At 71.9% G+C, this 24,020-nt stretch carries 25 protein-coding genes; 9 read left to right on the top strand and 16 right to left on the bottom strand.

Annotated features, from left to right (window positions below; all coding sequences use genetic code 11):
- Nucleotides 1-30 precede the first annotated feature (30 nt).
- The 3 genes from HA039_RS10340 to nucS form a co-directional block, all read right to left on the bottom strand.
- Nucleotides 31-273, bottom strand: a complete 243-nt coding sequence (locus tag HA039_RS10340; RefSeq protein ID WP_167027063.1) for a hypothetical protein — start codon at nt 271-273, stop codon at nt 31-33.
- Entirely contained in the window at nt 270-542 is a 273-nt protein-coding gene (locus HA039_RS10335; RefSeq protein ID WP_167027060.1) for a hypothetical protein, read from the bottom strand. The genes HA039_RS10340 and HA039_RS10335 overlap by 4 nt, the downstream gene beginning before the upstream one ends.
- 260 nt (nt 543-802) lie before the next feature.
- Nucleotides 803-1,462 (bottom strand): endonuclease NucS, encoded by a 660-nt coding sequence (nucS, locus tag HA039_RS10330; RefSeq protein WP_208298577.1) that lies wholly within the window; start codon nt 1,460-1,462, stop codon nt 803-805.
- Between the two features lie 212 nt (nt 1,463-1,674).
- On the opposite strand from nucS, the gene HA039_RS10325 reads away from it, so the two are divergent.
- Complete coding sequence (locus HA039_RS10325) at nt 1,675-2,067, top strand: SCO5389 family protein (protein ID WP_167027054.1); 393 nt, start codon at nt 1,675-1,677, stop codon at nt 2,065-2,067.
- Nucleotides 2,068-2,129: 62 nt separating this feature from the next.
- Here HA039_RS10325 and HA039_RS10320 read toward each other — a convergent pair whose 3' ends face one another.
- The gene (locus HA039_RS10320; protein ID WP_167027051.1) at nt 2,130-3,143 is read right to left on the bottom strand and encodes an LLM class flavin-dependent oxidoreductase; all 1,014 of its coding nucleotides are present in this window, start codon (nt 3,141-3,143) and stop codon (nt 2,130-2,132) included.
- Nucleotides 3,144-3,353: 210 nt separating this feature from the next.
- Between HA039_RS10320 and HA039_RS10315 the strand changes: the two genes are divergently transcribed.
- Nucleotides 3,354-3,683 (top strand): ATP/GTP-binding protein, encoded by a 330-nt coding sequence (locus HA039_RS10315; RefSeq protein WP_167027048.1) that lies wholly within the window; start codon nt 3,354-3,356, stop codon nt 3,681-3,683.
- Nucleotides 3,684-3,750: 67 nt separating this feature from the next.
- Here HA039_RS10315 and HA039_RS10310 read toward each other — a convergent pair whose 3' ends face one another.
- From HA039_RS10310 to mce, 7 genes are all read right to left on the bottom strand, one after another.
- Complete coding sequence (locus HA039_RS10310; RefSeq protein ID WP_167027045.1) at nt 3,751-4,617, bottom strand: ABC-2 family transporter permease; 867 nt, start codon at nt 4,615-4,617, stop codon at nt 3,751-3,753.
- The gene (locus HA039_RS10305; RefSeq protein WP_167027042.1) at nt 4,614-5,831 is read right to left on the bottom strand and encodes an ABC transporter ATP-binding protein; all 1,218 of its coding nucleotides are present in this window, start codon (nt 5,829-5,831) and stop codon (nt 4,614-4,616) included. The genes HA039_RS10310 and HA039_RS10305 overlap by 4 nt, the downstream gene beginning before the upstream one ends.
- Before the next feature lie 174 nt (nt 5,832-6,005).
- The gene (locus HA039_RS10300) at nt 6,006-6,785 is read right to left on the bottom strand and encodes an ABC transporter permease (protein WP_167036532.1); all 780 of its coding nucleotides are present in this window, start codon (nt 6,783-6,785) and stop codon (nt 6,006-6,008) included.
- A 9-nt stretch (nt 6,786-6,794) separates the two neighbouring features.
- Nucleotides 6,795-7,775 (bottom strand): ABC transporter ATP-binding protein, encoded by a 981-nt coding sequence (locus tag HA039_RS10295; RefSeq protein WP_167027039.1) that lies wholly within the window; start codon nt 7,773-7,775, stop codon nt 6,795-6,797.
- A gap of 113 nt (nt 7,776-7,888) precedes the next feature.
- Complete coding sequence (locus tag HA039_RS10290) at nt 7,889-8,827, bottom strand: coiled-coil domain-containing protein (RefSeq protein WP_167027036.1); 939 nt, start codon at nt 8,825-8,827, stop codon at nt 7,889-7,891.
- Nucleotides 8,828-8,941: 114 nt separating this feature from the next.
- Nucleotides 8,942-12,658, bottom strand: a complete 3,717-nt coding sequence (gene scy / locus HA039_RS10285) for a polarized growth protein Scy (protein ID WP_167027033.1) — start codon at nt 12,656-12,658, stop codon at nt 8,942-8,944.
- 161 nt (nt 12,659-12,819) lie between these two features.
- The gene (mce, locus tag HA039_RS10280; RefSeq protein ID WP_167027030.1) at nt 12,820-13,248 is read right to left on the bottom strand and encodes a methylmalonyl-CoA epimerase; all 429 of its coding nucleotides are present in this window, start codon (nt 13,246-13,248) and stop codon (nt 12,820-12,822) included.
- Between the two features lie 157 nt (nt 13,249-13,405).
- Here mce and HA039_RS10275 point away from each other — a divergent pair, with 157 nt between their 5' ends.
- From HA039_RS10275 to HA039_RS10265, 3 genes are all read left to right on the top strand, one after another.
- Nucleotides 13,406-14,614 (top strand): acetyl-CoA C-acetyltransferase, encoded by a 1,209-nt coding sequence (locus HA039_RS10275; protein WP_167027027.1) that lies wholly within the window; start codon nt 13,406-13,408, stop codon nt 14,612-14,614.
- A 60-nt stretch (nt 14,615-14,674) separates the two neighbouring features.
- Nucleotides 14,675-15,640 carry a methylmalonyl Co-A mutase-associated GTPase MeaB gene (gene meaB, locus HA039_RS10270; RefSeq protein WP_167027024.1) on the top strand — a complete coding sequence of 322 codons (966 nt, stop codon included), beginning with the start codon at nt 14,675-14,677 and terminating at the stop codon, nt 15,638-15,640.
- Between the two features lie 81 nt (nt 15,641-15,721).
- Nucleotides 15,722-16,573 carry a hypothetical protein gene (locus HA039_RS10265; protein ID WP_167027021.1) on the top strand — a complete coding sequence of 284 codons (852 nt, stop codon included), beginning with the start codon at nt 15,722-15,724 and terminating at the stop codon, nt 16,571-16,573.
- A gap of 72 nt (nt 16,574-16,645) precedes the next feature.
- On the opposite strand, the gene HA039_RS10260 is transcribed toward HA039_RS10265, so the two are convergent.
- Nucleotides 16,646-17,317 (bottom strand): PepSY domain-containing protein, encoded by a 672-nt coding sequence (locus HA039_RS10260; protein WP_167027019.1) that lies wholly within the window; start codon nt 17,315-17,317, stop codon nt 16,646-16,648.
- 142 nt (nt 17,318-17,459) lie between these two features.
- On the opposite strand from HA039_RS10260, the gene HA039_RS10255 reads away from it, so the two are divergent.
- The 4 genes from HA039_RS10255 to HA039_RS10240 all read left to right on the top strand — a co-directional run bounded on the left by HA039_RS10255 (nt 17,460) and on the right by HA039_RS10240 (nt 21,102).
- Nucleotides 17,460-18,122 carry a response regulator transcription factor gene (locus HA039_RS10255; protein WP_167027016.1) on the top strand — a complete coding sequence of 221 codons (663 nt, stop codon included), beginning with the start codon at nt 17,460-17,462 and terminating at the stop codon, nt 18,120-18,122.
- Between the two features lie 98 nt (nt 18,123-18,220).
- Complete coding sequence (locus HA039_RS10250) at nt 18,221-19,789, top strand: sensor histidine kinase (RefSeq protein WP_425086410.1); 1,569 nt, start codon at nt 18,221-18,223, stop codon at nt 19,787-19,789.
- A gap of 367 nt (nt 19,790-20,156) precedes the next feature.
- Nucleotides 20,157-20,651 (top strand): hypothetical protein, encoded by a 495-nt coding sequence (locus HA039_RS10245; RefSeq protein WP_167027013.1) that lies wholly within the window; start codon nt 20,157-20,159, stop codon nt 20,649-20,651.
- 73 nt (nt 20,652-20,724) lie between these two features.
- Entirely contained in the window at nt 20,725-21,102 is a 378-nt protein-coding gene (locus tag HA039_RS10240) for a hypothetical protein (protein WP_167027011.1), read from the top strand.
- Between the two features lie 72 nt (nt 21,103-21,174).
- On the opposite strand, the gene HA039_RS10235 is transcribed toward HA039_RS10240, so the two are convergent.
- The 4 genes from HA039_RS10235 to HA039_RS10220 form a co-directional block, all read right to left on the bottom strand.
- Nucleotides 21,175-21,651: a MarR family winged helix-turn-helix transcriptional regulator gene (locus HA039_RS10235; RefSeq protein WP_167027008.1), complete on the bottom strand. Its 477-nt coding sequence runs from the start codon at nt 21,649-21,651 to the stop codon at nt 21,175-21,177.
- Nucleotides 21,652-21,787: 136 nt separating this feature from the next.
- Nucleotides 21,788-22,582: an AIM24 family protein gene (locus tag HA039_RS10230; RefSeq protein WP_167027005.1), complete on the bottom strand. Its 795-nt coding sequence runs from the start codon at nt 22,580-22,582 to the stop codon at nt 21,788-21,790.
- Nucleotides 22,579-23,229: an AIM24 family protein gene (locus HA039_RS10225; protein ID WP_167027002.1), complete on the bottom strand. Its 651-nt coding sequence runs from the start codon at nt 23,227-23,229 to the stop codon at nt 22,579-22,581. The genes HA039_RS10230 and HA039_RS10225 overlap by 4 nt, the downstream gene beginning before the upstream one ends.
- Nucleotides 23,229-23,867 carry an AIM24 family protein gene (locus HA039_RS10220; protein WP_167026999.1) on the bottom strand — a complete coding sequence of 213 codons (639 nt, stop codon included), beginning with the start codon at nt 23,865-23,867 and terminating at the stop codon, nt 23,229-23,231. Before HA039_RS10220 ends, HA039_RS10225 begins: the two co-directional genes overlap by 1 nt.
- Between the last annotated feature and the right edge of the window lie 153 nt (nt 23,868-24,020).

Below are 24,020 nucleotides of genomic sequence, written 5' to 3'. Positions count from 1 at the left end.
TCCTTGGAGAGCGACGCACCGTCGCCGTCGTCAGACGTACACGACGCGGACGACGGTCACCACCAGCACGGCCGCGCTGACGTAGTAGCGGACGACAACTCCGCCGACCGTGGCGTCACGGCGATCCGTGTCGGCCTTGACCGGGGTGGAGCCGAGACCGTACGGATCGGCGGCCAGGCGCCGCATGCCCGCGTCGAAGACGGTCTGTAACGCGCGAGGCATGGCGCGGCGCGCCTGTTCCGCGGGCGGCGCGTACTGGAGGCGGTAGGTCACGCGGTCTCCGAGCCCGGAGCGGCATCGTGCGCGCCGATGTCCTCGCCGCGGGCCAGCCTCTCGAAGAGGGCGTCGTCCTCGTCGTCCGCACCCGTCCCGGCCAGCGCCCAGCGCACCAGAGCCGCGGGAAGCCGGTCGGCGGGCACGTGCTCGATCTCGCGATCGAACTCCGCGGCCCGGCCGGCGTCCATGGTCGCGCGCACGCCCGCGATGGTGCCGGGCAGCTCCACGAGCTTGCCGCCGATGACGGTCTTGAAGGTGGCATCCACGATCTTCCCCTTCCCCCGCCACACGGTACGCCCGCCCGCACAGCCGGTTACCTTCTGCGCACCGAAACCCACTCGTCCGAGTCGGCCCACGGCGGTGCGGGCAGTGCTCGGTGAGCCCGAGTGCACGGGTGGGTGCTGTGGCTGGCTGACCGTGTTCGTCCAGCGGCACGACGGGGGGAGTTCGGCCGGTCGTGGTCGTCCCGTCGGCAGCCGTACGACGTGAAGGGCCCGGCCTGTTGCTCAGGTCGGGCCCTGTCGCGTCAGAACAGGCGGAGTTTGTCGTCCTCGATGCCTCGCATCGCGTTGTAGTCCAGGACCAGGCAGCCGATGCCTCGGTCCGTGGCGAGGACTCGGGCCTGGGGTTTGATCTCCTGGGCCGCGAAGACGCCCTTCACCGGGGCCAGGTGGGGGTCGCGGTTGAGGAGTTCGAGGTAGCGGGTGAGCTGTTCCACGCCGTCGATGTCGCCGCGCCGCTTCAGTTCCACCGCCACCGTCGCGCCGTCCGCGTCCCGGCACAGGATGTCCACCGGGCCGATGGCCGTCGGGTACTCGCGGCGGATCAGGGTGTAGCCCTCGCCGAGCGTCTCGATGCGGTCGGCGAGCAGCTCCTGGAGGTGGGCCTCGACGCCGTCCTTGATCAGGCCGGGGTCGACACCGAGTTCGTGGGACGAGTCGTGGAGGACCTCCTCCATCGTGATGATCAGTTTCTCGCCCGCTTTGTTCACCACCGTCCAAGTGCCGTCATCCTCTTTGAGGGTGCAGGGCGGCGACATCCAGTTGAGGGGTTTGTACGCCCGGTCGTCGGCGTGGATCGACACACTGCCGTCGGCTTTGACCAGGATGAGGCGGGGCGCGGAGGGCAGGTGGGCGGTGAGCCGGCCCGCGTAGTCCACGGAGCAGCGGGCAATGACGAGACGCATGGTCGGCAACGCTACTCGACCCGTCGTGTCGCGCGCGATTCGCCCCGGAAGCCCCGTTCGTTATTGGCCGGTTGTGTTCCCATTCGCCTGGTGCGGGCCCGACTGCGCGCCTAACGTGGATACCTGAGGTCGCCGGTCGTGCACGCTGCGTCGTCGTCGCCTCTTTCCGTGCCCGCAAGACCCCGGTCTTCGGGGTCGCGAGAGGAGAACTCATGTCGCTCGACGTCTCACCGGCACTGTTGGAACAGGCCGAGCGAGGCGAGGTCGACGAAGCGGCTTTCGTCGACTGCGTCCGGACCTCCCTGCCCTACGCGTGGGAGATGATCAGTTCTCTGGTGGCTCAGCTGAAGGTGGACGGTGGACAGTTCGCCGACAACCAGACGCCGCCGCCGGACGAGCAGGCACGTGGTCAGTTGCTGCGCGCCCTCGCGAGTGATGCCATTCGCGGAGCGCTCCAGCGCCACTTCGGAGTGCGTCTCGCCTTCCAGAACTGCCATCGTGTCGCGGTGTTCCCGCTGGATCCCTCGGTCGACGAGCGGCTGGCCCGATTCACCTCGATACGCGGCCAGTTGCTCAACCAGTCCCCCGAACTCCGGGACTGCTGACGTCCCGTGCCGCCACTCCGCCGCCTGAATCGGCGGAGTGGCGGTGCTCCGCCGGACAGGCCCTACGTCAGCAGGGGGAGTACGTCCGCTCCGAGCCGCCGTACGTTCCCCTCCGTCGACGCCAGGTCGCCGGAGCCCTCGACGAGCAGCGCGAAGCGCGTGATGCCGGTACGTTCCGCCGTGGCCGCCAGCCGGTCGGCGGCGAGCCGGGGGGAGCCCACCGGGTGCATGCCGCAGAGCAGTTCCGTGTAGCCGACCGGGTCCCGCATGGTCCTTTCCCGGCCGTCCACGGTCACATGGGCGCCGAGCCCCTGCCGCAGCCAGCCGGGCATCGCCTTGACGAGGCTCTCCCTCGCCTCCGCGTCCGTGTCCGCGATCTGCGCGACCCCCGCCGACACGTGCGAGGCCTCCGGATCGTGCCCGGCCGCGCGGGCGTGCGTACGCCACAGGGCGACCATCTCCGCCTTCTCGTCGTCGCCCGAGTGCATGCCCAGGAGCATCGGCAGGCCGCGTTCGCCCGCCAGCTGGACGCTCCGGGGCGAGGTGCACGCCACGACGACCTCCGGGGCCGGCGCGTCCATCAGCTCGTCCGGCCGCGGTACGACGGCGACCTCACGGAAACCGAACCGGTCGCCCGCCGCCCCGACGCGGCTCTCGCGCAGCCAGCGCAGCAGCAGGTCGAGGGACTCGGGGAAGTCCTCCTCGAACGCCCGTAGGCCGTTGCCGAACACCTCCAGGTCCACCCAGGGACCGCCCCGGCCCACCCCGAGCGAGAACCGGCCCCCGGAGACCAGGTGCAGCAGCGCGGCCTGCTCGCCGAGGGCGACCGGATGCACGTTCGGCAACACGCTGACCGCCGTACCCACCCTGAGGCGCCGGGTCCTGCCGAGCAGCAGCCCGGCCAGGGTGACGGCCGACGGGCACACGCCGTACGGCACGAAGTGGTGCTCGGCCAGCCAGACCGAGTCCAGGCCGGACTCCTCGCCGACCTCGGCGGTACGCACCGCCCGGTGCAGCGCCTCACCCTGTCCCTGGCCCGGGAACTGGGCCGCGAGCACAAAAGCTCCCACACGCATCGCTCTCTGCCTCCTTGCGGCCGACGCGACTCCCCCTACCGGCAACAACGCCTGACACGTGCCAAAGGCACGGCTCCCCGCAAAGTTCTTGCGATTGTCCGGTAAGTCCCCCTTGTGGTGGGAGTTGTCCCGGGCCGTGTGCGACGCCCGCCCGCGGGTACGGGCCGTACGCTGGAGCTGAACCGTGCTGCCTGCCCCGTGAGGTGTCCTGTGTCCCCGCGCCGCAACCGCCCCAAAGGCGGCGAGAAACCGACCGAACCCGCCGGCGAAGCGGGGGACCGGTACGGCGGTTTCCAGCGCACGGAGGGCTGGCAGGGCGAGCAGTGGTCCGTGCGCCACGTCGCCGGCGCGAGCGCGGCCGGCAAGCGCTACCGCTGCCCCGGGTGCGACCAGGAGATCCCCTCCGGGGTCGCGCACGTGGTGGCCTGGCCCGAGTACGGCGGGGTGGAGGACCGGCGGCACTGGCACCAGGCGTGCTGGAACGCCAAGGACCGCCGCACCTCGCGGGTGCAGCGGTCCCGTAACGCGCCCCGCTACTGACGACCGCCCGCTGGTACGACACCGGCGGCCGCCGACGAATCACCGGCGGCCGGACCCGCCCGCGCGGTCAGACGTCGCGCCGGTCCAGCGAGAAGAACGCGCCCGTCATCGCGACCACCGTCACGCCGATCATGATCCACAGCGGCAGCCAGCCGGTCGGTCCCGAGCTGTCGGTGGAGACGCCCGTGTTGTCGTAGAGCGCCGCGAGCATGTTGGGGATCGAGTAGTTGAACAGCGCGTCCCGCAGCCCGTCGAGCGAGTCGGCGAACATGAACATCGCCAGCACCAGCGGCAGCAGGACCACACCGATCATGATCGTGATCGCGCCCGCGGAGTGCCGGATCAGCGCCCCGACGGCCAGCGACAACAGCCCCAGCGTCGCGACGAAGAGGCTGACGCCGACCGTCGAGCGGAACCACACCTCGCCGGAGGGCGAGGGGGCGTCGGTGATCGCCACCTGGAGCGCGCCCACCAGCGCCGTGGTGACCACGACCAGCACGAAGATCAGCAGAAAGAAGACCAGCGACTTCGCGCCGAGCACCCGGACCCGGCTCGGGCACGCCGTCAGGGTCGTACGGATCATGCCGGTCGAGTACTCGGACGAGATGGTCAGCACGCCGAGCGTGATCACACAGATCGAGCCGAGCAGCACCCCGAAGAAGCCGAGGGTCAGCACGTCGTCGTTGATCGACTCGGTGGACGAGGCGGAGACCACCCAGGCGGTGAGCGTTCCGATGCCGACCATCAGGACGAGCATCACGCCGAGGGTCCACATCGTGGAACGTACGGACCGGAGCTTGGTCCACTCGGACGCCACGGCGTCGCCGAGCGTGGCACGCCGCACGGGGATCGGGGAGACGTAACCGCCCACCGGGCCCGCGCCCCACTGCGGGGCCGGCTGCTGCGGAGCGTGCTGCTGGTACGGGGTCGTCATCGGGCGTCCTCGTTGCTGTCGCGCTTCGTCGTCTGAACGGCCGGGGCGGCCGGAGCCATGGGGGCCGCGGGGGCTACGGGAGGAGCGGCCGGGGCCGGCGCGGGAGCCGCGGCCGGTACGGCGGGGGCCGGCGCCCCCGCGGGCGGCGTCGTCGCGTACGGGTTCTGTCCGGGCGGCGGCGGCGCGTACCAGCCCTGCTGCGGCGCCTCCTGGACCACCGGCGGCGCCGGGGTGCCGTACCCCTGGTGCTGACCCCAGCCCTGCTGCTGCGGCGGCTGGAAGCCCTCCAGGGCGTCCGACGTCGAGCGGTAGTCCACCACGCTCTGCGTCATCCGCATGTACGCCTCCTCCAGGGAGGCCTGGTGCGGCGACAGTTCCCAGACCCGTACGTCCGCCTCGTGCGCGAGGTCGCTGATCCGGGGGAGCGGCAGCCCCGTGACGCGCAGCGCGCCGTCCGGCTCGGACAGCACCTGGCCGCCCGCCTCCGTCAGCGCCGCCGTCAGCTTCTCGCGCCGCGGCGGGTCGATCGGCGCGGTCCGCACCCGCGCGAAGTCCGCGGAGTTGGCGGAGATGAAGTCCGTGACGCTCATGTCGGCGAGCAGCTGCCCGCGCCCGATCACGATCAGGTGGTCGGCGGTGACGGCCATCTCGCTCATCAGGTGCGAGGAGACGAAGACCGTACGGCCCTCGGAGGCCAGCCGCTTCATCAGGTTGCGGACCCAGAGGATGCCCTCGGGGTCGAGACCGTTGACCGGCTCGTCGAACAGCAGCACCTGCGGGTCGCCGAGCAGCGCCGCCGCGATGCCGAGCCGCTGGCCCATGCCGAGCGAGAAGCCCTTGGAGCGCCGCCGTGCCACGTCCTGGAGGCCGACGACCCCGAGGACCTCGTCGACCCGGGCGGCCGGGATGCCCGACAGCTGGGCCAGCGACAGCAGGTGAGTACGGGCGGTGCGGCCGCCGTGCACGGCCTTGGCGTCGAGCAGCGCGCCGACCTGGCGCGGCGCGTTCGGCAACTGCCGGAAGGGATGGCCGCCGACCGTGACCTGCCCGGCCGTGGGCTGGTCGAGCCCGAGGATCATCCGCATCGTTGTGGACTTGCCGGAACCGTTGGGGCCCAGGAACCCGGTCACGGTGCCGGGCCGTACCTGGAAGGAAAGGTTGTGCACGGCCGTCTTGGCGCCGTAGCGCTTCGTCAGGCCGATCGCCTCGATCATTCGCCAGCCCCATCGACAGGTCAGGTCGTCGGGGCAGTGGCCGCTCGTGGACCGAATGCCCCCCGTTTGAGTTAGGAGGATATCCGGGCCTTGACGGTTCCGGCCAAGTCGTTACGACGGAGCGTCGGCGGCGGATTTGTCGCGGCGACGACGTATTCGCCCGGGCCGCTCCCGTCAGGCGTCGCGCCTCTTCATCACGATCCAGCCGCCGACCAGCGCCGCCGCGACCCACAGGACCAGGATCCCGAAGCCCTCCCACGGCCCGTACGGCGCCCGGTCCGTGTTCATCGCGTCCGGCACCACCTGGAGGATCTTCCGGCCCGCCTGGTCGGGGAAGTACCGCGCGACGTCCTTGGCGCCCGGGACCGCCGCCAGGATCTGGGAGACCAGGAAGAAGAACGGCATCAGGATGCCCAGCGACAGCATCGAGCTGCGCAGCATCGCCGCCACCCCCATCGAGAACACGGCGATCAGCGCCATGTAGAGCCCGCTGCCGATGACCGCGCGCAGCACGTCAGGCGCGCCGATGGTCGTGCTGTGGTCGCCCAGCAGCGCCTGGCCGAGGAAGAAGGAGAGGAAGCCGGTGAGGAGCCCGACGATCAGGGCCAGCACCCCGGCCACGAAGATCTTGGAGAAGAGGAAGAGCGAGCGCCGGGGGACGGCGGCCAGCGAGGTGCGGATCATGCCCGAGGAGTACTCGGAGCCGACCACGAGCACCCCGAAGACCACCATCGCCAGCTGGCCGAGGACCATCCCGGAGAAGCTGGCGAACGTCGGGTCGAAGGTGGCCCGCTGGGCGTCGCTGAGGTCGTCGAACGTCGCGTTGTACACCGCGCAGAGGACGGCGCCCAGGGCGACGGTCACCACGAGGGCGCTGATCAGGGTCCAGGTGGTGGAGGAGACCGTACGGATCTTGGTCCACTCGGACCGGAGGACCGCCGGTGCCGCTGTCAGTGCCATGGGTCAGGCTCCCTTGCCCTCGAACCGGTCCGGACCCCACTGCGGCACCGCGCCCCCGGTCGGCGGGCCCCCGCCGGCCGCCGCGTGGGCGTGGTACTCGACGGACTCCGCGGTCATCTGCATGAAGGCGTCCTCCAGGGAGGCGCGCTGGGCGCTCAGCTCGTGCAGCACGATGCCGTGCCGCGCCGCCAGCTCACCCAGCTCCTCGGTCTCGGCCCCGTCGACCTCCAGGACCCCGCCCTCCCCCTCGACCGGGGTGTGGCCGGCCGCCGCGAGCACGTCCCTCAACTCCTCGCGCTGCGGCGAGCGCAGACGCGCGTAACTGCGGGAGTTGTCGTGGATGAACTGGGCCATCGAGGTGTTCGCGAGAAGCCGTCCCTGACCGATCACGATCAAGTGATCCGCTGTCAGGGCCATTTCACTCATCAGGTGACTGGAGACGAAGATCGTCCGGCCCTCGGCCGCCAGGGCTTTCATCAGATTGCGGATCCAGTGAATTCCCTCGGGGTCCAGACCATTGACCGGTTCGTCGAACATCAGGATCTCGGGATCACCGAGCAGCGCCGAGGCGATTCCGAGGCGTTGGCCCATACCAAGGGAGAAACCCTTGGACTTCTTCCGCGCCACGGCCGTCAGTCCGACCATGTCCAGCACCTCGGACACCCGGCGCTCCGGAATGCGATTGCTCTGCGCGAGACAGAGGAGGTTGTTGTACGCGGTCCGGCCACCGTGCATGGCCTTCGCCTCCAGCAGCGCCCCGATGTGGGTGAGGGGCTCCGCGAGGTCGCGGTAGCGCTTGCCGTCGATCCTGACCGAGCCACCGCTCGGATTGTCCAGATCGAGCATCATCCGCATCGTGGTGGACTTGCCCGCGCCGTTGGGCCCCAGAAAGCCCGTCACGACCCCGGGTCTGACCTCGAAGGAGAGGTGGTCGACGGCGACCTTGCGGCCGAAGCGCTTGGTGAGACCCTCAACCTCGATCATGCGGACAACCTAAGGGCACCAAAAGCCCCCCGCCACCGGAGTGGCAGGGGGCTTACGCGATCGTTACGCGGACCTCGATCCGGCGCGATCCGGCGCGATCCGGAAGGATGCCGTCAGCGCGACTGCTGCGCCGGCACCCCGCGGGAGATCGGCTCGTCGTCGGCCGGCGTGCCCGCGGCGGCCACCGCGGCACCGGTCAGCGTCGCCAGCATCTCGCGGACGTTGGTCAGCTGCGCGTTGATCGAGTCGCGGCGGTTGGTGAGCGCCGCCAGCTCGCGCTCCGACTCGCTGCGGATCCGGTCGGCCTTGGCGTTCGCGTCGGCCACGATGTCCTCGGACTGACGCTGGGCCGTCTCCACCGTCTGACGGGCGCGGCGCTCCGCGTCCGTACGCAGCTTCTCGGCCTCCAGGCGCAGCTGCTCGGCGCGGTGCTCGATCTCCGCCAGGCGCTTCTCGGCCTTCGCCTGACGCGACGCGAGGTCACGCTCCGACTGCTCACGCCGCTTGGCGAGGTTCGTCTCGAAGTCCGCGGCGGCCTGGGCGGCCTTGGCGCGGGTCTCCTCGAAGAGCGCGTCCGCCTCCTCGCGCTTGGACTGCGCGTCCTTCTGCGCCTCCGAGCGCAGCGTCTGCGCGTCGCCCTTCGCCTTGTCGACGATGCGCGTGCCCTCGTCCTCGGCCCGGGCCTTGCGCTCCGTCGCGAACGACTCGGCGTCGTTACGGACCTGCTGGGCCGCCGACTCGGCGAGCTCGCGGTGCTGTTCCGCCGCGCGACGGGCCTCCTCGCGCAGGTCCTTCGCCTCCTCCTCGGCGAGACGGAGGATCTTCTCTACACGCGCGCCGAGGCCGGCGTACGACGGCTCCGCGTCGCTGACCTGGGCCTGGGCGTTCTGCGTTTCGAGATGCAGCTCCTCGATGCGCTTTTCCAGCGCGGTGATGCGGGCCAGGGCGCTGTCACGGTCGGCGACGAGTTTGGTAATGCGGTCGTCCACCTGACCACGGTCGTAACCACGCCGCACGAGCTCGAAGCCGAATGGGGAGGATGTGTCACTCATGGGGTTCCTGTCGAATGAGACCGGTGAGGTGATAGGGGGAATCCTAGGGGCCGGAGCGGCGTGTCATCGTGTTGATGCCGGTTTGATATGGAGAATGTCCAGCCTTTTGAGTGGCTAGCCGTCCGAAGACTTGCCACCCGAACGATTCGTTCCGGCCGCCGCACCCGCCTTGACCGGGTTGTCCTTCGCCGGGCCCGACGGTGCCTCCAATGACCCCAACGCTTCGAGCACGTCCTGGACACGGGAGATCTCCGTCTGGATGTCCGCGCGTCTGCGGGTGAGGACGTCCAGCTCCCGTTCGCCGTCCTCGACCATCTGCTTGGCGGCCTGCTGGGCGTCCGCGCGCAACGTCTCGCCCTCCTTGGTCAGTTCGGCCTTCTTCGTCTCGGCCTCCTTGAGGAGCCCCTCCGCCTTGCGCACGGCGGCGATCCTGACCCTGCTCGCCTCGGAGTTGGCCTCCGAGACCAGCTCCTCCGCCTTGCGCGCCGCCTCGGCCCGCTGCTCCTCGGCCGCCTTCATCAACGCGTCGACCCGCTCGCCCGCCGTCCGCAGCTGCTCGGACGTCTCGCGCCGCGCCCGCTCGTGCAGTTGCTCGATCTCCGACTCGACGCGCTGACGCAGTTCCTCGCCCCGCTCGCGTATGGCCGTCGCGTCGCGCCGCGCGCCCACCAGCAGTTCGTCCGCGTCCGCCCGGGCCTTCTCCACCAGGGAGTTGCCCTCGATCGTCGCCTCCGCGTCGATGCGCTCGGACTCCTTGCGGGCGGCCGCGACCATCCGGTCCGCCTGCTCCTCGGCCTCGGTGGCGGCGCGCAACGCCTCCTCCTGGGCCTTGTTGATGAGCTGGTCCGCCTGCTCGGCCGCGTCCGCACGGCGCTTGGCCGCGTCCTTGCGCGCCTCGTCGAGCAGCCAGTCCGTCTCCTCCTGCGCCTCGGTCCTGAGCCGCTCCGCCGCCTCCGCGGTCTCCGCCTTCAACCGCTCGGCCTCGGCCCGCAACCGCTCCGCGGCCTGCTGCGCCTGGCCCATCGCCTCGGCGGCCTCGGCGCGCATCCGCTCGACCTCGCCGGTCGCCTCCGTGACCAGCCGGTCCGCCTGCGCCGCCGCGTCCCCGCGGATCCGGTTGGCGTCCTCCCTGGCCTCGGCCCTCGCCCGGGACGCGTCCTGCTCGGAGGCGACCAGCGAGTCGGACGCCTCGGTCCTGGCCCGCTGCGCGTACTCCGCCGTGTCCGCCCGCAGCCGCTCCGCCTCCGCGATCGCGTCCGTGACCGTCCGCTCGGCGAGCGCCTGCGCCGCCTCCGACTCCGCGTTCGCCCGCGCCCGGATCCGGTTGGCGTCCTCCGTGGCCCGCTCCCGCTCCGCGTACGCGTCGCCGCGCACCCGGTCGGCCTCCTCCTGCGCCTCCGTACGCGTCCGGTCCGCCGCGTGCTCCGCCGCCGACCGCAGCCCGGCGATCTCCTGCTCGGCCTGGTCCTGGAGACCGGCCACCGCGTCCCGTACCTGCTGGGCCGTCTGCTCGGCGGCCGTCACCAGCTCCGTCGCGCGCCGGTCCGCCTCCTCGACCAGCCGCTGCGCCTCGGCCTGCGCCTCCTCGACCCGCTTGCGGGCCGACGCGAGCAACTCCTCGCTCTGCTCGCGGACCGCCGCGCGCTCCTGGTCCGCCTCCGCGCGGGCCGCGGCGAGCGTCTCCTCCGCCTCGCGCCGCCGCCGGGCCGCCTCGTCCTGCGCGGCCGCCAGCGCCTCCGCGGCCTCCGTACCGACCCGCTCCGCCGCCGCGGCGGCCTCGGCCCTGATCCGGTCGGCGCTCTCCTGCGCCTCGTTCTTGAGCCGCTCCGCCTCCGTCGCGGCCTCGGTGCGCAGCCGTACCGCGTGCGTCTCCGCCTCGGCGCGGGACTGCGCGGAGTCCGCCGCCGCTTCCGTACGGAGCCGCTCGGCCTCCTGCTCGGCCTGCGCCTGGAGCGTACGGATCCGCTCGGCGGCCTCCGCGCGCAGCCGGTCCGTCTCCTCGCCGGCCTCCCGGCGGATCCGCTCGCTCTCGCCGCGGGCCTCGGTGAGCGCCTCCTCGGCCGACGCGAGGCGCTGCTCGGCCTCCGTGTGCAGCCGGGTCAGCTCGCCCGCCGCCTCGGCCTTGCGGGACTCGACGCCCCGCTCCGTCTCCTCGCGCAGCGCGGCGGCGGCCTCCTCGGCGGCCTTCTTCGTCGCCTCGGCCTGCTCCTCGCCCTCCGCCCGCAGCCGCTCGGCCTCGGCGCGGGTGCGCTCCAGCGTCTCCTCGGCCTGCCGACGCAGGGTCGTGGCCCGCTCGATCGCCTCGGTACGGACCCGCTCGCTCTCCGCGGTCGCGTTCGTCCGCGCCTCGTCCGCGTCGGCCTTCGCCTTGGTCAGCAGCTCCTCGGCGGACCTGGCCGCCTCCTCGATCTGCTGGACGGCCTCGCGCCGCGCCTCGCCCCGGATCCGCTCGCCCTCGGCGACCGCGTCCGCCCGCAGCTGCTCGGCCTCGCCGCGCAGCCTGCGCGCCTCCTCCTGGAGCTCGACGGTCTTGGCGCGGTACTCCTTCGTGTCGTCCTTGGCCGCGCCCTTGAGCTGGTCGGCCTGCTCGGCCGCCTCGCCGCGCAGCCGGTCCGCCTCGGCCTCCGCCTCGCGGCGGATCCGCTCGGCCTCCTCACTCGCCGACCGGATGGTGGCCTGGGCGTCGTCGGACGCCTTGTTCAGGACCTCCTCCGCCGTCCGGGCCGCCTTCGCGAGCTGCGCCGCGGAGTCCTCCGCCGCCGCCGTACGGGCCCGCTCGGCCGCCTCCGCGACCAGCTTCTCCGACTCGGCGCGGGCGTCGGCGAGCGCCTGCTCGGCCTCGGCCTTCGTCGCCTCGGCCTCCTGGGTGGCCTCGCCGACCAGCCGGGCGATCTCCGACTTGGCCGTACGGGTGCGCTGGTCGTTCTGCGAGTCGGCGGCGGCCATCCGCTTGGCCGCGGCCTCCCTGGCCTCCGCCTCGACCTTCTCGGCCTCCGCGCGGGCCTCGCGCAGCCGCTCCTCGGCGGCCTGCATCCGCTGCTCGGCGGCCCGGCTGATGTCACCGGCCTGCTGGCGCGCCTGGTCGGACTCGGCGGTGCTGGACGTACGGAGCTGCTCGGCGTGGCTCGTGACCTCCTGCGCCTGCGCGGACGCGGCGTTCAGCAGCCGCTCGGCGTCCCTGCGGGCGCGCTGGAGGAGCGCCTCGGCCTCGGCGCGGGTCGACTCGGCCTCGGAGCTGAGCCGGCGGCGGGCCTCGTCGGTGACCCGGGCGGCCTCGGCGCGGGCGGCGGCCAGCGACTGCTCCGCCTCGGCGCGCGACTCGTCGAGGAGCCTCCGGGCCTGGGACTCGGTCCTGGCGCGCAGCTGCTCGGCCCACGCGACGTTCTCGTTGACGTGCGACTCGACGGTCTGGCGGCGCTCGGCCAGCTCCTGGTCGAGGCGCTGGCGGCGCTGGACGGCCTCCGCGTGCAGCTCGGCCTGGAGCCGCGCCTGGTGCTCGGCGTGCTCCTGGAGGATGCGCTGCGTCTGGGCCCGGGCGTCGCGCAGCTCGCGCTCCGCGTCGGTGCGCATCTGCTCGGCCTGGATCTGCGCGTTACGGAGCAGCTGGTCGGCCTGGTAGCCGAGGTCGGCGTTGTCGTAGGAGGGACGGGTCGCCAGATTGCGGCGCGCCTCGTGCAGCTTGGCGCGCAATACCTCGACCTGGTAACCGAGGTCCTCGGCGTGCTGGACGGCCTTCTCCCGCGCGGTCTTCAGCCGTTCCATCTCGGCTTCGAACCGCGAGAGGTGGTCGTCGTCAGCTCGGTGGCTCTCCTGGCGTTCGTAGCCCCGCACTGCGCGGTCCCATCCGTCCCCTGGTCGCAACTGCCCTATAGAGCCCGTTCTTTCGGTGAACGGCCCCCCCGGGGAATGGTGTCAGATCTTCGGTCGGGGCGCGGCCCCGGCCCGGCCCCGGCCCGGAGCGGTCCACTCTACCGGGCCGGGAATGCTTGAGGTCAGTGCTCCGGGGCCGAGGTGACCAGTTCTGTGAGGACTCCGTGACAGTCCTTGGGATGCAAGAAGGTGATGCGGGAGCCCATGGAGCCGGTGCGGGGCTCGTCGTACAGCACCCGGACGCCCTTCTCGCGGATGTCCTGGGCGTCCCCGTCGACGTCGGCGGTCCCGAACGCGAGGTGATGGACGCCCTCACCGTTCTTGGCCAGCCACTTCCCGACGGCCGAGTCCTCCCGGATCGGCTCCAGCAGCTGGAGGTACGAGGCGCCGCCGTCCGAGGTGCCGTTGATCCGGAGCATGGCCTCGCGGACGCCCTGTTCCTCGTTGACCTCGGTGTGGAACACCTCGAAGCCGTAGGTGGCGCGGTAGAACTCGACGGTGGCGTCGAGGTCGAAGCAGGCGATTCCGATGTGGTCGATGCGCGTCAGCATGGTCCCAGTGCAGCGGTACGGCGGCGGTTACGCAACGTGCGCGCTGTCACACGCGCTGCCGGGTGACCGGGGGTGCTACCCCTCAGTACATTGGGGTTAACCCTCGTTCACCTCCTCACGCCGCACCGCAGCGGCAACGCAAAGGGGATCGCGTCTCATGGCTGACACGAACAAGACGAACAAGACCACCTCGGTGATCGTCGCGGGCGCCCGTACCCCCATGGGCAGGCTGCTCGGATCGCTCACGTCCTTCTCCGGCGCGGACCTCGGCGGGCTCGCCATCAAGGCGGCGCTGGAGCGGGCCGGGATCGGCGGCGAGCAGGTGGAGTACGTGATCATGGGCCAGGTGCTCCAGGCCGGCGCGGGCCAGATCCCGGCCCGCCAGGCGGCCGTCAAGGCCGGCATCCCGATGAGCGTCCCCGCGCTGACGATCAACAAGGTCTGCCTCTCGGGGCTCGACGCGATCGCCCTCGCCGACCAGCTGATCCGCGCCGGGGAGTTCGACGTCGTGGTGGCCGGCGGCCAGGAGTCGATGACCAACGCGCCGCACCTGCTGCCCAAGTCCCGCGAGGGATACAAGTACGGGGCCGTCGAGATGCTCGACGCGATGGCGTACGACGGGCTGACCGACTCCTTCGAGGACATCGCCATGGGCGCCTCCACGGAGAAGCACAACACGCGCCTGGGCATCGCCCGCCCGGCGCAGGACGAGTTCGGCGCGCTGTCCCACCAGCGGGCGGCGGCGGCCAGGAAGAACGGGATCTTCGAGGCCGAGATCACCCCGGTGGAGGTCCCGCAGCGCAAGGGCGACCCGGTGCTCTTCAGCGAGGACGAGGGCATCAGGCCCGAGACGACGGTCGACTCGCTGGCCCGGCTGCGGCCCGCCTTCGCCAAGGACGGCACGATCACGGCCGGCACGTCGTCGCAGATCTCCGACGGCGCGGCGGCGGTCGTGGTGATGAGCCGGGCCAAGGCCGAGGAGCTGGGCCTCGAATGGCTCGCGGAGATCGGCGCCCACGGCAACGTGGCGGGACCCGACAACTCGCTCCAGTCGCAGCCCTCGAACGCCATCAGGCACGCCCTGGAGAAGGAGGGCCTGGAGGTCGGGGACCTGGACCTGATCGAGATCAACGAGGCGTTCGCGGCGGTCGCGGTCCAGTCAATGAAGGATCTCGGGGTCTCCCCGGAAAAGGTGAACGTGAACGGCGGGGCGATCGCCCTCGGGCACCCGATCGGCATGTCCGGCGCCCGGCTCGTGCTGCACCTGGCGCTGGAGCTCAAGCGGCGCGGCGGCGGGGTCGGCGCGGCGGCGCTCTGCGGGGGCGGCGGCCAGGGGGACGCCCTGATCGTGCGGGTGGCGAAGTAGCCGCGGTCCCGACGATCCGTACGGCATGACGAGCAGGTGACAGGAGGAACGGGAGCTGTGATGCAGGACGTCCCCGGGCTGGTGGCCCAGGCGCGGGAGGGCAGGCCGCGGGCCGTGGCCCGGCTGATCTCCCTGGTGGAGGGGGCGTCCCCGCAGCTGCGCGAGGTGATGGCGGCGCTGGCGCCGCTCGCCGGAGGCGCGTACGTGATCGGGCTGACCGGTTCGCCGGGGGTCGGCAAGTCCACGTCGACCTCCGCGCTGGTGTCCGCGTACCGCAGGGCCGGCAAGCGGGTCGCGGTGCTGGCCGTCGACCCGTCGTCGCCGTTCTCCGGCGGGGCGCTGCTGGGCGACCGGGTACGGATGTCCGAGCACGCGTCCGACCCGGGCGTCTACATCCGCTCCATGGCGACCCGCGGCCACCTCGGCGGCCTCGCCTGGTCGGCGCCGCAGGCGATCCGGGTCCTGGACGCGGCCGGGTGCGACGTGATCCTGGTGGAGACGGTCGGCGTCGGCCAGTCCGAGGTGGAGATCGCCTCCCAGGCCGACACGTGCGTGGTGCTGCTCGCCCCCGGCATGGGCGACGGCATCCAGGCGGCGAAGGCCGGGATCCTGGAGATCGGTGACGTGTACGTCGTCAACAAGGCGGACCGCGACGGCGCCGACGCGACGGCCCGCGAGCTGAACCACATGCTGGGGCTAGGCGAGGCCCGGGGCGCCGGCGACTGGCGGCCGCCGATCGTGAAGACCGTCGCGGCGCGGGGCCAGGGCATGGACGAGGTCGTGGAGGCGCTGGAGAAGCACCGTGCGTGGATGGAGGAGCACGACGTCCTCACCACGCGCCGGGCGGCCCGCGCGGCCCGCGAGGTGGAGACGATCGCCGTCACCGCCCTGCGGGAGCGCATCGCGGACCTCCACGGCGACCGCCGCCTGGAGACCCTGGCGGGCCGGGTCGTGGCGGGCGAACTGGACCCGTACACGGCGGCGGACGAACTGATCGCGGGCCTGACGGAACCGGAGGCCGGGTGACGGCCCGGAACCGCCCCTGACGCGGCCCTGAAGGGCGGAAACCGCCCACGCGGCCCCCGGGCGTCTCGTTAGGGTTCCGCCATGACCCGACAAACCAAGGCGAACAACTCAACTCAGCCCACCTCGTTGGTACTTCGCGACCGCTCGTCGAGGCTGTGCGCGGAGCCGGGGGCGCTCCTGCTCGACCAGGACGGGACACGAAGACGCATACCGCTGGCGGCGGTCGAGAGAATCCGGGCCGACGACGCCCGCCCGTCTGCGGTCGAGGTGGTGCTGACGGCCCCCGACGGCGTTCCGGGCACGGTGTTCCGGCTGAACTGCCGCAACAGCGCGGCGGTCACGGCCTTCGCGGACGCGGTCAACGGCGCGCTGCCGCGCCGCGAGGACGGCGCCCCGCGGCGGGACGGCGCGGAGCTGGTGGAGGTGCTGCCGCCGAAGCGCCGTCAACCTTGGTCACCCAACTGGTGGTTGATCGGAGCCGTCACCGGGCTGGTGTGCTACGTGGCCGGCTTCGTGACGCTGGTCGTGAGGGGCGACGTGGTGGGGGCGATCCTGTGGGTCATCGGTATCTCGCCCCTCATCAAGGCGCTGGTCCTCCTTTCCGTGGTGGTCAAGGCGCTGTACACCCGGTGGATCCTTCGGCGTCGCGGTATCACCGTGCTGGCGGTGCCCTACGGCAACGGGTACGCGTTCACCGACGCCAAGGGGACGGAGCGCCGGGTCGAGATCGACGGCGCCGCGAGGCCGGTGAGCACCGGGCCGGAACGGTACGAGATCAACTACGACCCCCTCCGCCCTGCCCGGACTGCGGCGGTCCTGCCGGTGGGCAGCTGGATTCTCCGGACGCTGGGAGTGGTGTTCGTCCTGCTGCCCGCGGTCGCTCTGGGGCTCTATCTGGTGCCCTTCCAGCTGGTCGAGTCGCTGTTCCTCTGAGCGGGCGAGGGGGAGCGGCCGGCGGGCGGCCGAACGGCCGGCCGGAAAGCCGGGCCGTTCGGCTGACGGCGGTCAGTCGTCGTCGCCGTGGTCGTCGTCGCGGTTGTCGCGGTCGTGGCGGTCCTCGGTGGTGCCCGCCGGCGTGACCTTGCCCGTCCTCGTGTGGACGGTCAGCTCGTGCGTACGGCCGTCCTCGCCGCGTACGTCGACGTCCCAGGCGCTCGTGTGGTCGTCGTCCAGGTCCACGGAGGTCACCGTGCCCGGGACGGAGGCCAGGGCGGCCTTCGCGGCCTCCTGGGCGTCCACCGTGGCCGCCCGCAGCGCGGCGCGCTCGGCGAGGTCCTCCCGGTCGTCGTCGCGGTCGTCGTCCCGGCTGTTGTCGTCCTGGCGGCCGTCGGCGCGTACCGTACCGGCCGCGTCGATCCTCAGCTCGTGCCACCGGCCGTCCTCGCCGAGCACCTCGACCTCCCAGACGCTCCCGCGGTCGTCGTCGCGTTCCAACGAGGCCACCGCGCCCGGGTACTTCGCGAGCGCGGCGGCCGCGGCCTCGTTCGCGGTGCCCGGCGCGCCGGCCGCCGTGGTGGGGGTGCTGGCGGTGGTGGTCGTACGGCTCCGGTCGTCGGCGACCCGGGTCGTACCCCTGTCGTCGTCGCGTCCTTCGCCGCCCACCGCGACCGCCGTGTACGTGCCGCCGCCGACGAGTGCCGCCGCGGTGACGGCCGCGATCACCAGATTGCGCTTCATGGAGGGTCCTTCCGAAGTCGGTCCGTCGTGGATGTCCGTCGTGGATGTCCGTTGTGGATGACCCCAAGGTGGCCCGGCGAGGCTGAACGCAGCCTGAAGCCACCTGAAGAGATCTTCAGGTGGCGTTTGGGAGGGTGGGGGCATGCGCCTGCTGATCGTGGAGGACGAAAGACGGCTCGCGGTCTCGCTCGCCCGGGGGCTGACGGCCGAGGGCTTCGCCGTGGACGTCGTCCACGACGGCCTGGAGGGCCTGCACCGGGCCGGGGAGGGCGTGTACGACCTCGTCGTGCTCGACATCATGCTGCCCGGCATGAACGGCTACCGCGTCTGCGCCGCCCTCCGGGACGCGGGCAACGAGGTGCCGATCCTGATGCTCACGGCGAAGGACGGCGAGTACGACGAGGCCGAGGGGCTCGACACCGGGGCCGACGACTACCTGACCAAGCCGTTCTCGTACGTGGTGCTCGTCGCCCGGGTCAGGGCGCTGCTCCGCCGCCGGGGTACGGCCGGGGCCTCGCCCGTGCTGCGGGCCGGCGCCCTGCGCATCGACACCGCCGCCCGCCGGGTCTTCCGCGACGACACCGAAGTGGCCCTCACCGCCAAGGAGTTCGCGGTCCTGGAGCAACTCGCCGTCCGGGTCGGCGAGGTGGTCGGGAAGCCGGAGATCCTGGAGCACGTCTGGGACTTCGCCTACGACGGCGACCCGAACATCGTCGAGGTCTACATCAGCGCCCTGCGCCGCAAGATCGGCGCGGCGAGCATCCAGACCGTGCGCGGGGCGGGGTACCGGCTGGTGGCCGCGTGAGCCGCGTGAGCCCCGCGCCGGGCCGCCGGGGTGGCCGGTTCTCCTCCGTACGGGCCAGGGCCTCCCTCGGCGCCACCCTGGTCGTCGCGGTCGCCCTGGTGGCGGCGGGGCTCGCGGTGCTGCTGTCGCTGCGCTCCGACCTCACCGACCAGGCGGACCGGCAGGCGGAGGCGGCCGCGCGTGAGGTGGCGCTCGACATCATCGCCCGGCAGGTGCCGGGCCGGACCCCGTACAGCGGACTGGAGTTGCCCGACGCCGACGAGCACCCGGTCCAGGTCGCCGACGAGCGGGGCCGGCTGATCGCGGTGAGCGGCGACCTGGAGGGGATCAGCGGCACGGGCGTGGCGGCGGTGACTCCGGTACGGTCTCCGGCCCCGCGACCGACCGCCCTGCCGACCGCCACGGCCCCGGCACCGACGGCCCCGCCGACGACCGCGACCCCGGATACCGACAGCGCCGACACCGACACCTCCGCCGACGACAGCGGGTCCGACGACGACACCACCGAGGACCGCAACGGCTCCGGGGGCGGGAGCGGCACCAGCCGCCACAGCGGCGGCAGCGACGACGACAGCGAAGGCGACAACGAAGACGACAACGACGACCCGGCGATCGGCGCCATCGGGACGCCGGGCTCCCCGACCACCGGCCGCGCCACGGTCGACGGCGAGACCGGCGACTACCGCTTCACCTCCATCGAGGTGACCGACACCGCCGGCCGGACGGTCGTCGTCCACGCGGGCGCCACCCTGGCCGCCCGCCAGAGCGCCGTCGGTACGGCCGCCGCGGCGATGCTGGCCGGACTGCCGGTGCTGCTGCTGGTCGTCGGCGGAGTGACCTGGCTGGTGACCCGGCGCGCGCTGCGCCCGGTGGAGGGCATCCGGCGCGAGATGGCGGCGATCACCGCGTCGGCGGACCTCTCCCGGCGGGTGCCCGAGCCCGCCACGCGCGACGAGGTGGCCCGGCTGGCCCGTACGACCAACGAGACACTCACCGCGCTGGAGGCCTCCGTCGAGCGCCAGCGCCGCTTCGTCGCGGACGCCTCGCACGAACTGCGCAGCCCGATCGCCTCGCTCCGCACCCAGCTCGAAGTGGGCGACGCCCACCCGGAGTTGCTGGACGTCCCCGGCGCGGTCGCCGACACCGTACGGCTCCAGCGGCTCGCCGCCGACCTCCTGCTGCTGGCCCGCCTGGACGCGGGGGAGCGGCCCGGGCCGGCCCGCCTGGACCTGGGCGACCTGGCGGCCGAGGAGATCGCGTCACGCGCGGGCGACCGCGTGACGGTGTCCCTGGCGGCGAGGGAGCCCGGGCCGGACGACGCCCTCGAAGTGACCGGCAGCCGGGGCCAGTTGGCCCGCGTCCTCGGCAACCTCCTGGACAACGCCCAGCGCCACGCCGCCTCGTCGGTCACGGTCGCGGTCCACCGCCGGGGCGGCCGCGTCGCGCTGACGGTCGCCGACGACGGCCCCGGTGTGCCGGAGGCGGAGCGGGAGCGGGTCTTCGAGCGCTTCGTACGGCTGGACGACGCCCGCGCCCGCGATGACGGCGGCGCGGGACTCGGCCTCGCGATCGCCCGCGACGTGGCCCACCGCCACAACGGCACCCTCACCCTCGCCCGATCCCCCCGGGGCGGCGCCCTGTTCACCCTGAACCTGCCCCTGGCATGAGCGGTCCGGGGGCCCGGAGGGCCGGCTGAGCGTCGACGAGAACCACCCGGAATGCGTCATTCCTGAGCGCCCGCCGCATTTCCCGGGAAACAGGAGTTCGATTCGGTATCGAACCAGCTCACCACAGGGGCGTGAGACGCCCACCGCCCCGGCTTTCCGGGACTGTTGGGACACGAGGTACGAGCGGACCGAAAGACGTCGTTGACGCCCTCGCGGACGGCCGTGACTCTGACGGGCACGGGGAGCGCGGACAGTCGCGCTTTTCGCACACCGGAATACCGGCGACGGAGATCGGTACCGGTTCTCGCCTGACCAGCGATTCGCGACCTTCGGAAATGTTGTCGTCCTGACTGGGGGAAACCACGTCATGCGCCTCAAGCGCCTCATCCTCACCCTGCTGGGCATCCTGGCCCTGGTGCTGGGAAGTCTCCTCACCGCCGGACCGGCCCAGGCGGCCGCACCCGCCGACCACCGGGCGGCCGGGCCCGCCCTGACCGCGCCACCGGCCCCCGCGGGGATCGGGCCGGCCTTCGCGCCCGCCGCGGTCCCGCCCACGATCTCGCCGGCCGTGACCACCACGCACGTGGCGCCGGGCGGCAGTTACACCTGCGCGTACGGAAACTTCTGCGCCCTCGCCTGGGATCCGACCACCGCGAGCTGGAAGGTCTTCTACCTCTACAACTGCGCGAGGTATGCGCTGGCGAACTGGAACGGCGGCGGGGCCTATTGGAACAACCAGACCCCGAGCGCCCGATCGACCTTCTACGGGTCGAGCGGAAACGTACTGAAGGGTCCCTTCGCTCCCGGGGGCGGTCAGCAGAACTACGACTGGACGCTCGTCTGGTCGATCCGCAATTGCTGAATGCCGCGAACGAAAGGCCCGTGAACGAAACGCGCGTGACAGCGAACGAATCAGGACGCACCCAGGGGGATTCATGAGGCTCCAACGCACCGTCGCCGGCGCTCTCGTCACCGCGGGCCTGGCTCTCGGCATCGCCGCGACGGGGACCACGCCGGCCGCCGCGGACACCGCGTTCGGCTGCGGATACCCGCAGGTCTGCTTCTACAAGACGCAGGCGGACTGGGACGCCAGGCGGTGGACAGCCGCGTACAAGGACGTCACCAGTTACTTCCAGAACCTCAGCTCGGGAGCCATGGGAGCCAAGTGGGTCCACAACTCCCGTAACGACGACGGGGCGCTGCTCCGCTTCTCCAGCGGCACCTACTGTCTCCAGCCCGGCTGGAGCTGGCAGACCGCTCCCGGAGCGGCCGGGCCGACCGGGATACGGATCATGGACTCACCCACGTGCTGATGCCGTCCACGGACAGGGCCCCCGCCGATGACCGGCGGGGGCCCTGCGTCGTCCCGCTTCCCCGCCGACCGGTCAGAGCTTCCCCCGCCGCCCCCGCAGGCGCTCCGCGACCGGGGTGAGCGACGCGCTCAGGTCCGCGAGTGCCTCCGTCGACAGCAGGTCGATGAAGTGCTTCCGTACGGAGTCGACGTGGAAGGGGGCGACCTTCTGCATGGTCTCCATGCCCGCGTCCGTCAGGACGGCGAACAGGCCGCGCCGGTCCGACTCGCAGTTCTCCCGCCGCACCAGGCCGGCCGTCTCCATCCGGGTGATCTGGTGGGAGAGGCGGCTCTTCGACTGGAGCGTGGCGGCGGCGAGGTCGCTCATCCGCATGCGCCGTTCCGCCGACTCGGACAGGTTGACCAGGATCTCGTAGTCGTTCAGGGTCAGGCCGAACGGTTGGAGATCCTTCTCCAGCTGGTGGGTCAACAGTCTGTTGACGTCCAGGTGGGTGCGCCACGCGCATTGCTCGGCCTCGGTCAGCCAGCGGGTTTCCGTCTCGGTCTCCATATGAGCATTCTACCTAAGAAGTTGAAATTTGGACGAATCCTCGGCGGGTGACATGCCGCACCCACCCGAGGATGTCCCCCCGGGAGCCCCGGAGAAACGGCGCAGGCGTTCGACGTCACCCTCCGCAGCCTACCGCTCACAGACCGAAGCGGCGCTGGAGGTCCCCCAGCTGGCCGGGCAACCGGGGCGCGGCGCCCTGTTGACCCCCGCCGGGACCGTGCCCCGGCACCCCCGGGCCACCGCCCGGCACCCCCGCCTGCTGCGGCACCGCGCCCGTCGGCTGCTCGGCCATCAGGATCTCGGTCGACTGGAGCAGCACCGTCCCGGCCCCGACGAACTCGAACTGGTGCTCCTCGCCGGACGCCCCGCCGATCCCCGTCATGGCCCGCAGACCGCCCAGCAGACCCGTCATGTACCCGTGGTCGTAGTGGTGGCAGGGGGACGGGCAGTCCGCCCAGCCCACCAGCGCCTGCGGGTCCACCTTGAGCGGCGGCTCCATGAAGACCACGGGCCCGTTCGACGCGGCCACGAACTTCCCCGTACCGATCAGGGTCAGGAAGCCCGGCACGATCGACTGCTTCAGGGCGAGCGAGGGCTGGTACGCCAGCAGGTTCCCGGACCGGATCGTCAGATTCCCGTCCTCCAGGTCGTACGAGTTGACGTCGAACGCCCGGTCGGCGAGCAGCATCTTCCCGCTGCCCTCCGCCACCACCCAGTCGGCCGCGTGCAGTGGCGAGTGGAAGCTCGTCCGCAGCAGCCCCTCGAACCGGCCGTGGCCGATCCCGTTGAAGTCGATGCGCCCGTAGTAGGCGATCATCTTGCCCTTCTGGAGGAACCACTGGCTCCCCTTGAGCTCCACGCAGAAGGTGTACGCGTTGACGTTGTCGTCGCTCGGCAGCGTCATCGGGTCATGGATCACGGGCCCGCTCACAGCTTCTCCTCCGATGCCTGCACGTACACCGCGCCGTTGCCGCTCAGCTCCAGCTGGAACGCCTCGCCCGAGCCACGCCCCACCATGTCGCGCCAGCCGAGGGCGGTGGAGAGCTTGTTCCGTACGTCGCCGTGGTGGGCGACGTACGCCTGGGGGTCCACGTGGACCGGGCGGCCGGGGGTGATCGGCACCTCGATCACCCCGCCGTGTGCCATGACCGCGACCGCGCCGTGGCCCTTGAGGGTCGTGGTGAACAGGCCCTGGCCCGTCACCTGGCCGCGGACCATGCCCATGACCCCGCCCTGCGAGCCCATGAACATCGTGCCCTGCTGGAGCGTGCCGTCGAAGGCGAGCAGCCGGTCGGCCTCCACGTACAAGGTGTCGCCCGCCAGCCCGATGACCTGGATGTGGTGGCCGCCGTGCCCGAACATCACCGTGCCGTTGCCCTCGACGGTCATCAGCGGCGCCGCCTCGCCCGCCACGCGCCGGCCGATCATCGACGCCAGGCCGCCCTGGCCGCCCTGCATGTTCGGGGTGAAGCTGACGTCGCCGCGGTACGCGAGCATCGCGCCGCGCTGGCTGTACATCTTCTGGCCGGGCAGGACCGTCGCCTCGACCATCTTCGAATTGACCTCACGGAACGGCATCAGACGTCACCCCCGATGGTGTTCCGCTCGCTCGGCTGCACGTACACGAGCCCGTCGCCCTCGAAGCGGATCTGGAAGGCCTCGCCCGAGCCCTCGCCCATGAACGTCCGGAAGGTCACCCCGGACTGGAAGTTCTGCTGGAGGTTGCCCTGGTGCGCGATGTACGCGCCGGGGTCGACCGAGAGCGGGTACTGCGGGGTCACCCGCAGGACGACCGCCGGGCCGTCCGACATGATGGCCGCCTGGCCCGTCCCCTCGACGGTGGTGGTGAACAGGCCGTTGCCCGTCGCGCCCCCGCGCAGGCCGGTGAACGACGTGCCCGTCCGCAGGCCCGCGTCCGTGCAGAGCAGGTTGCTGGACTCCACGTACAGCTTGTCGCCGTGCAGCGAGACGAGGTTGATCTCACTCGCCCGGTCGGCGAAATAGCAGGTGCCCTGGCCCTTCACCTCCATCATGACCATCTGTTCGCCGGTCAGCCGGCGGGTCACCATCCCGCGTATGCCCTCACCGCCGCCGGACATCTTCTTGAAGGCCATCTGGCCGTCGTACGCGACCATCGAGCCGTTCTTCGCCTTCACCGCGTCGCCGGACATGTCGACGGCGAGCACCTTGCTGCCTTGCAGTCGGAACTGAGCCACACGACGACGGTAGTCGGCCGGGGACCCCCGGGAACAGAGCAACCGGGCTCTTCCCCTCCCTGACCCGACCCTGATAAAGCGGTACGGGGGCGGCCTGCGACAATGGGGCGGCGCTTGTGCACGCATTCACAAGATCCCACTCCGACGACGAAG

This window comes from Streptomyces liangshanensis (assembly GCF_011694815.1).
Lineage (GTDB): Bacteria > Actinomycetota > Actinomycetes > Streptomycetales > Streptomycetaceae > Streptomyces > Streptomyces liangshanensis.
Note: the sequence above shows the minus strand (reverse complement) of the source record. Positions and strands in the feature narration are given on the sequence as shown.

What these genes read in the sequence shown, in the direction of transcription:
- HA039_RS10225 (WP_167027002.1), bottom strand. Translation starts at nt 23,229, where the DNA reads ATGCCGTTCCGTGAGGTCAATTCGAAGATGGTCGAGGCGACGGTCCTG.
- mce (WP_167027030.1), bottom strand. Translation starts at nt 13,248, where the DNA reads ATGCTGACGCGCATCGACCACATCGGAATCGCCTGCTTCGACCTCGAC.
- HA039_RS10295 (WP_167027039.1), bottom strand. Translation starts at nt 7,775, where the DNA reads ATGATCGAGGTTGAGGGTCTCACCAAGCGCTTCGGCCGCAAGGTCGCC.
- nucS (WP_208298577.1), bottom strand. Translation starts at nt 1,462, where the DNA reads ATGCGTCTCGTCATTGCCCGCTGCTCCGTGGACTACGCGGGCCGGCTC.
- HA039_RS10260 (WP_167027019.1), bottom strand. Translation starts at nt 17,317, where the DNA reads ATGAAGCGCAATCTGGTGATCGCGGCCGTCACCGCGGCGGCACTCGTC.
- HA039_RS10320 (WP_167027051.1), bottom strand. Translation starts at nt 3,143, where the DNA reads ATGCGTGTGGGAGCTTTTGTGCTCGCGGCCCAGTTCCCGGGCCAGGGA.
- HA039_RS10325 (WP_167027054.1), top strand. Translation starts at nt 1,675, where the DNA reads ATGTCGCTCGACGTCTCACCGGCACTGTTGGAACAGGCCGAGCGAGGC.
- meaB (WP_167027024.1), top strand. Translation starts at nt 14,675, where the DNA reads ATGCAGGACGTCCCCGGGCTGGTGGCCCAGGCGCGGGAGGGCAGGCCG.
- HA039_RS10235 (WP_167027008.1), bottom strand. Translation starts at nt 21,651, where the DNA reads ATGGAGACCGAGACGGAAACCCGCTGGCTGACCGAGGCCGAGCAATGC.
- HA039_RS10245 (WP_167027013.1), top strand. Translation starts at nt 20,157, where the DNA reads ATGCGCCTCAAGCGCCTCATCCTCACCCTGCTGGGCATCCTGGCCCTG.
- HA039_RS10310 (WP_167027045.1), bottom strand. Translation starts at nt 4,617, where the DNA reads ATGACGACCCCGTACCAGCAGCACGCTCCGCAGCAGCCGGCCCCGCAG.
- HA039_RS10290 (WP_167027036.1), bottom strand. Translation starts at nt 8,827, where the DNA reads ATGAGTGACACATCCTCCCCATTCGGCTTCGAGCTCGTGCGGCGTGGT.
- HA039_RS10275 (WP_167027027.1), top strand. Translation starts at nt 13,406, where the DNA reads ATGGCTGACACGAACAAGACGAACAAGACCACCTCGGTGATCGTCGCG.
- HA039_RS10255 (WP_167027016.1), top strand. Translation starts at nt 17,460, where the DNA reads ATGCGCCTGCTGATCGTGGAGGACGAAAGACGGCTCGCGGTCTCGCTC.
- HA039_RS10240 (WP_167027011.1), top strand. Translation starts at nt 20,725, where the DNA reads ATGAGGCTCCAACGCACCGTCGCCGGCGCTCTCGTCACCGCGGGCCTG.
- HA039_RS10305 (WP_167027042.1), bottom strand. Translation starts at nt 5,831, where the DNA reads ATGATCGAGGCGATCGGCCTGACGAAGCGCTACGGCGCCAAGACGGCC.
- HA039_RS10265 (WP_167027021.1), top strand. Translation starts at nt 15,722, where the DNA reads ATGACCCGACAAACCAAGGCGAACAACTCAACTCAGCCCACCTCGTTG.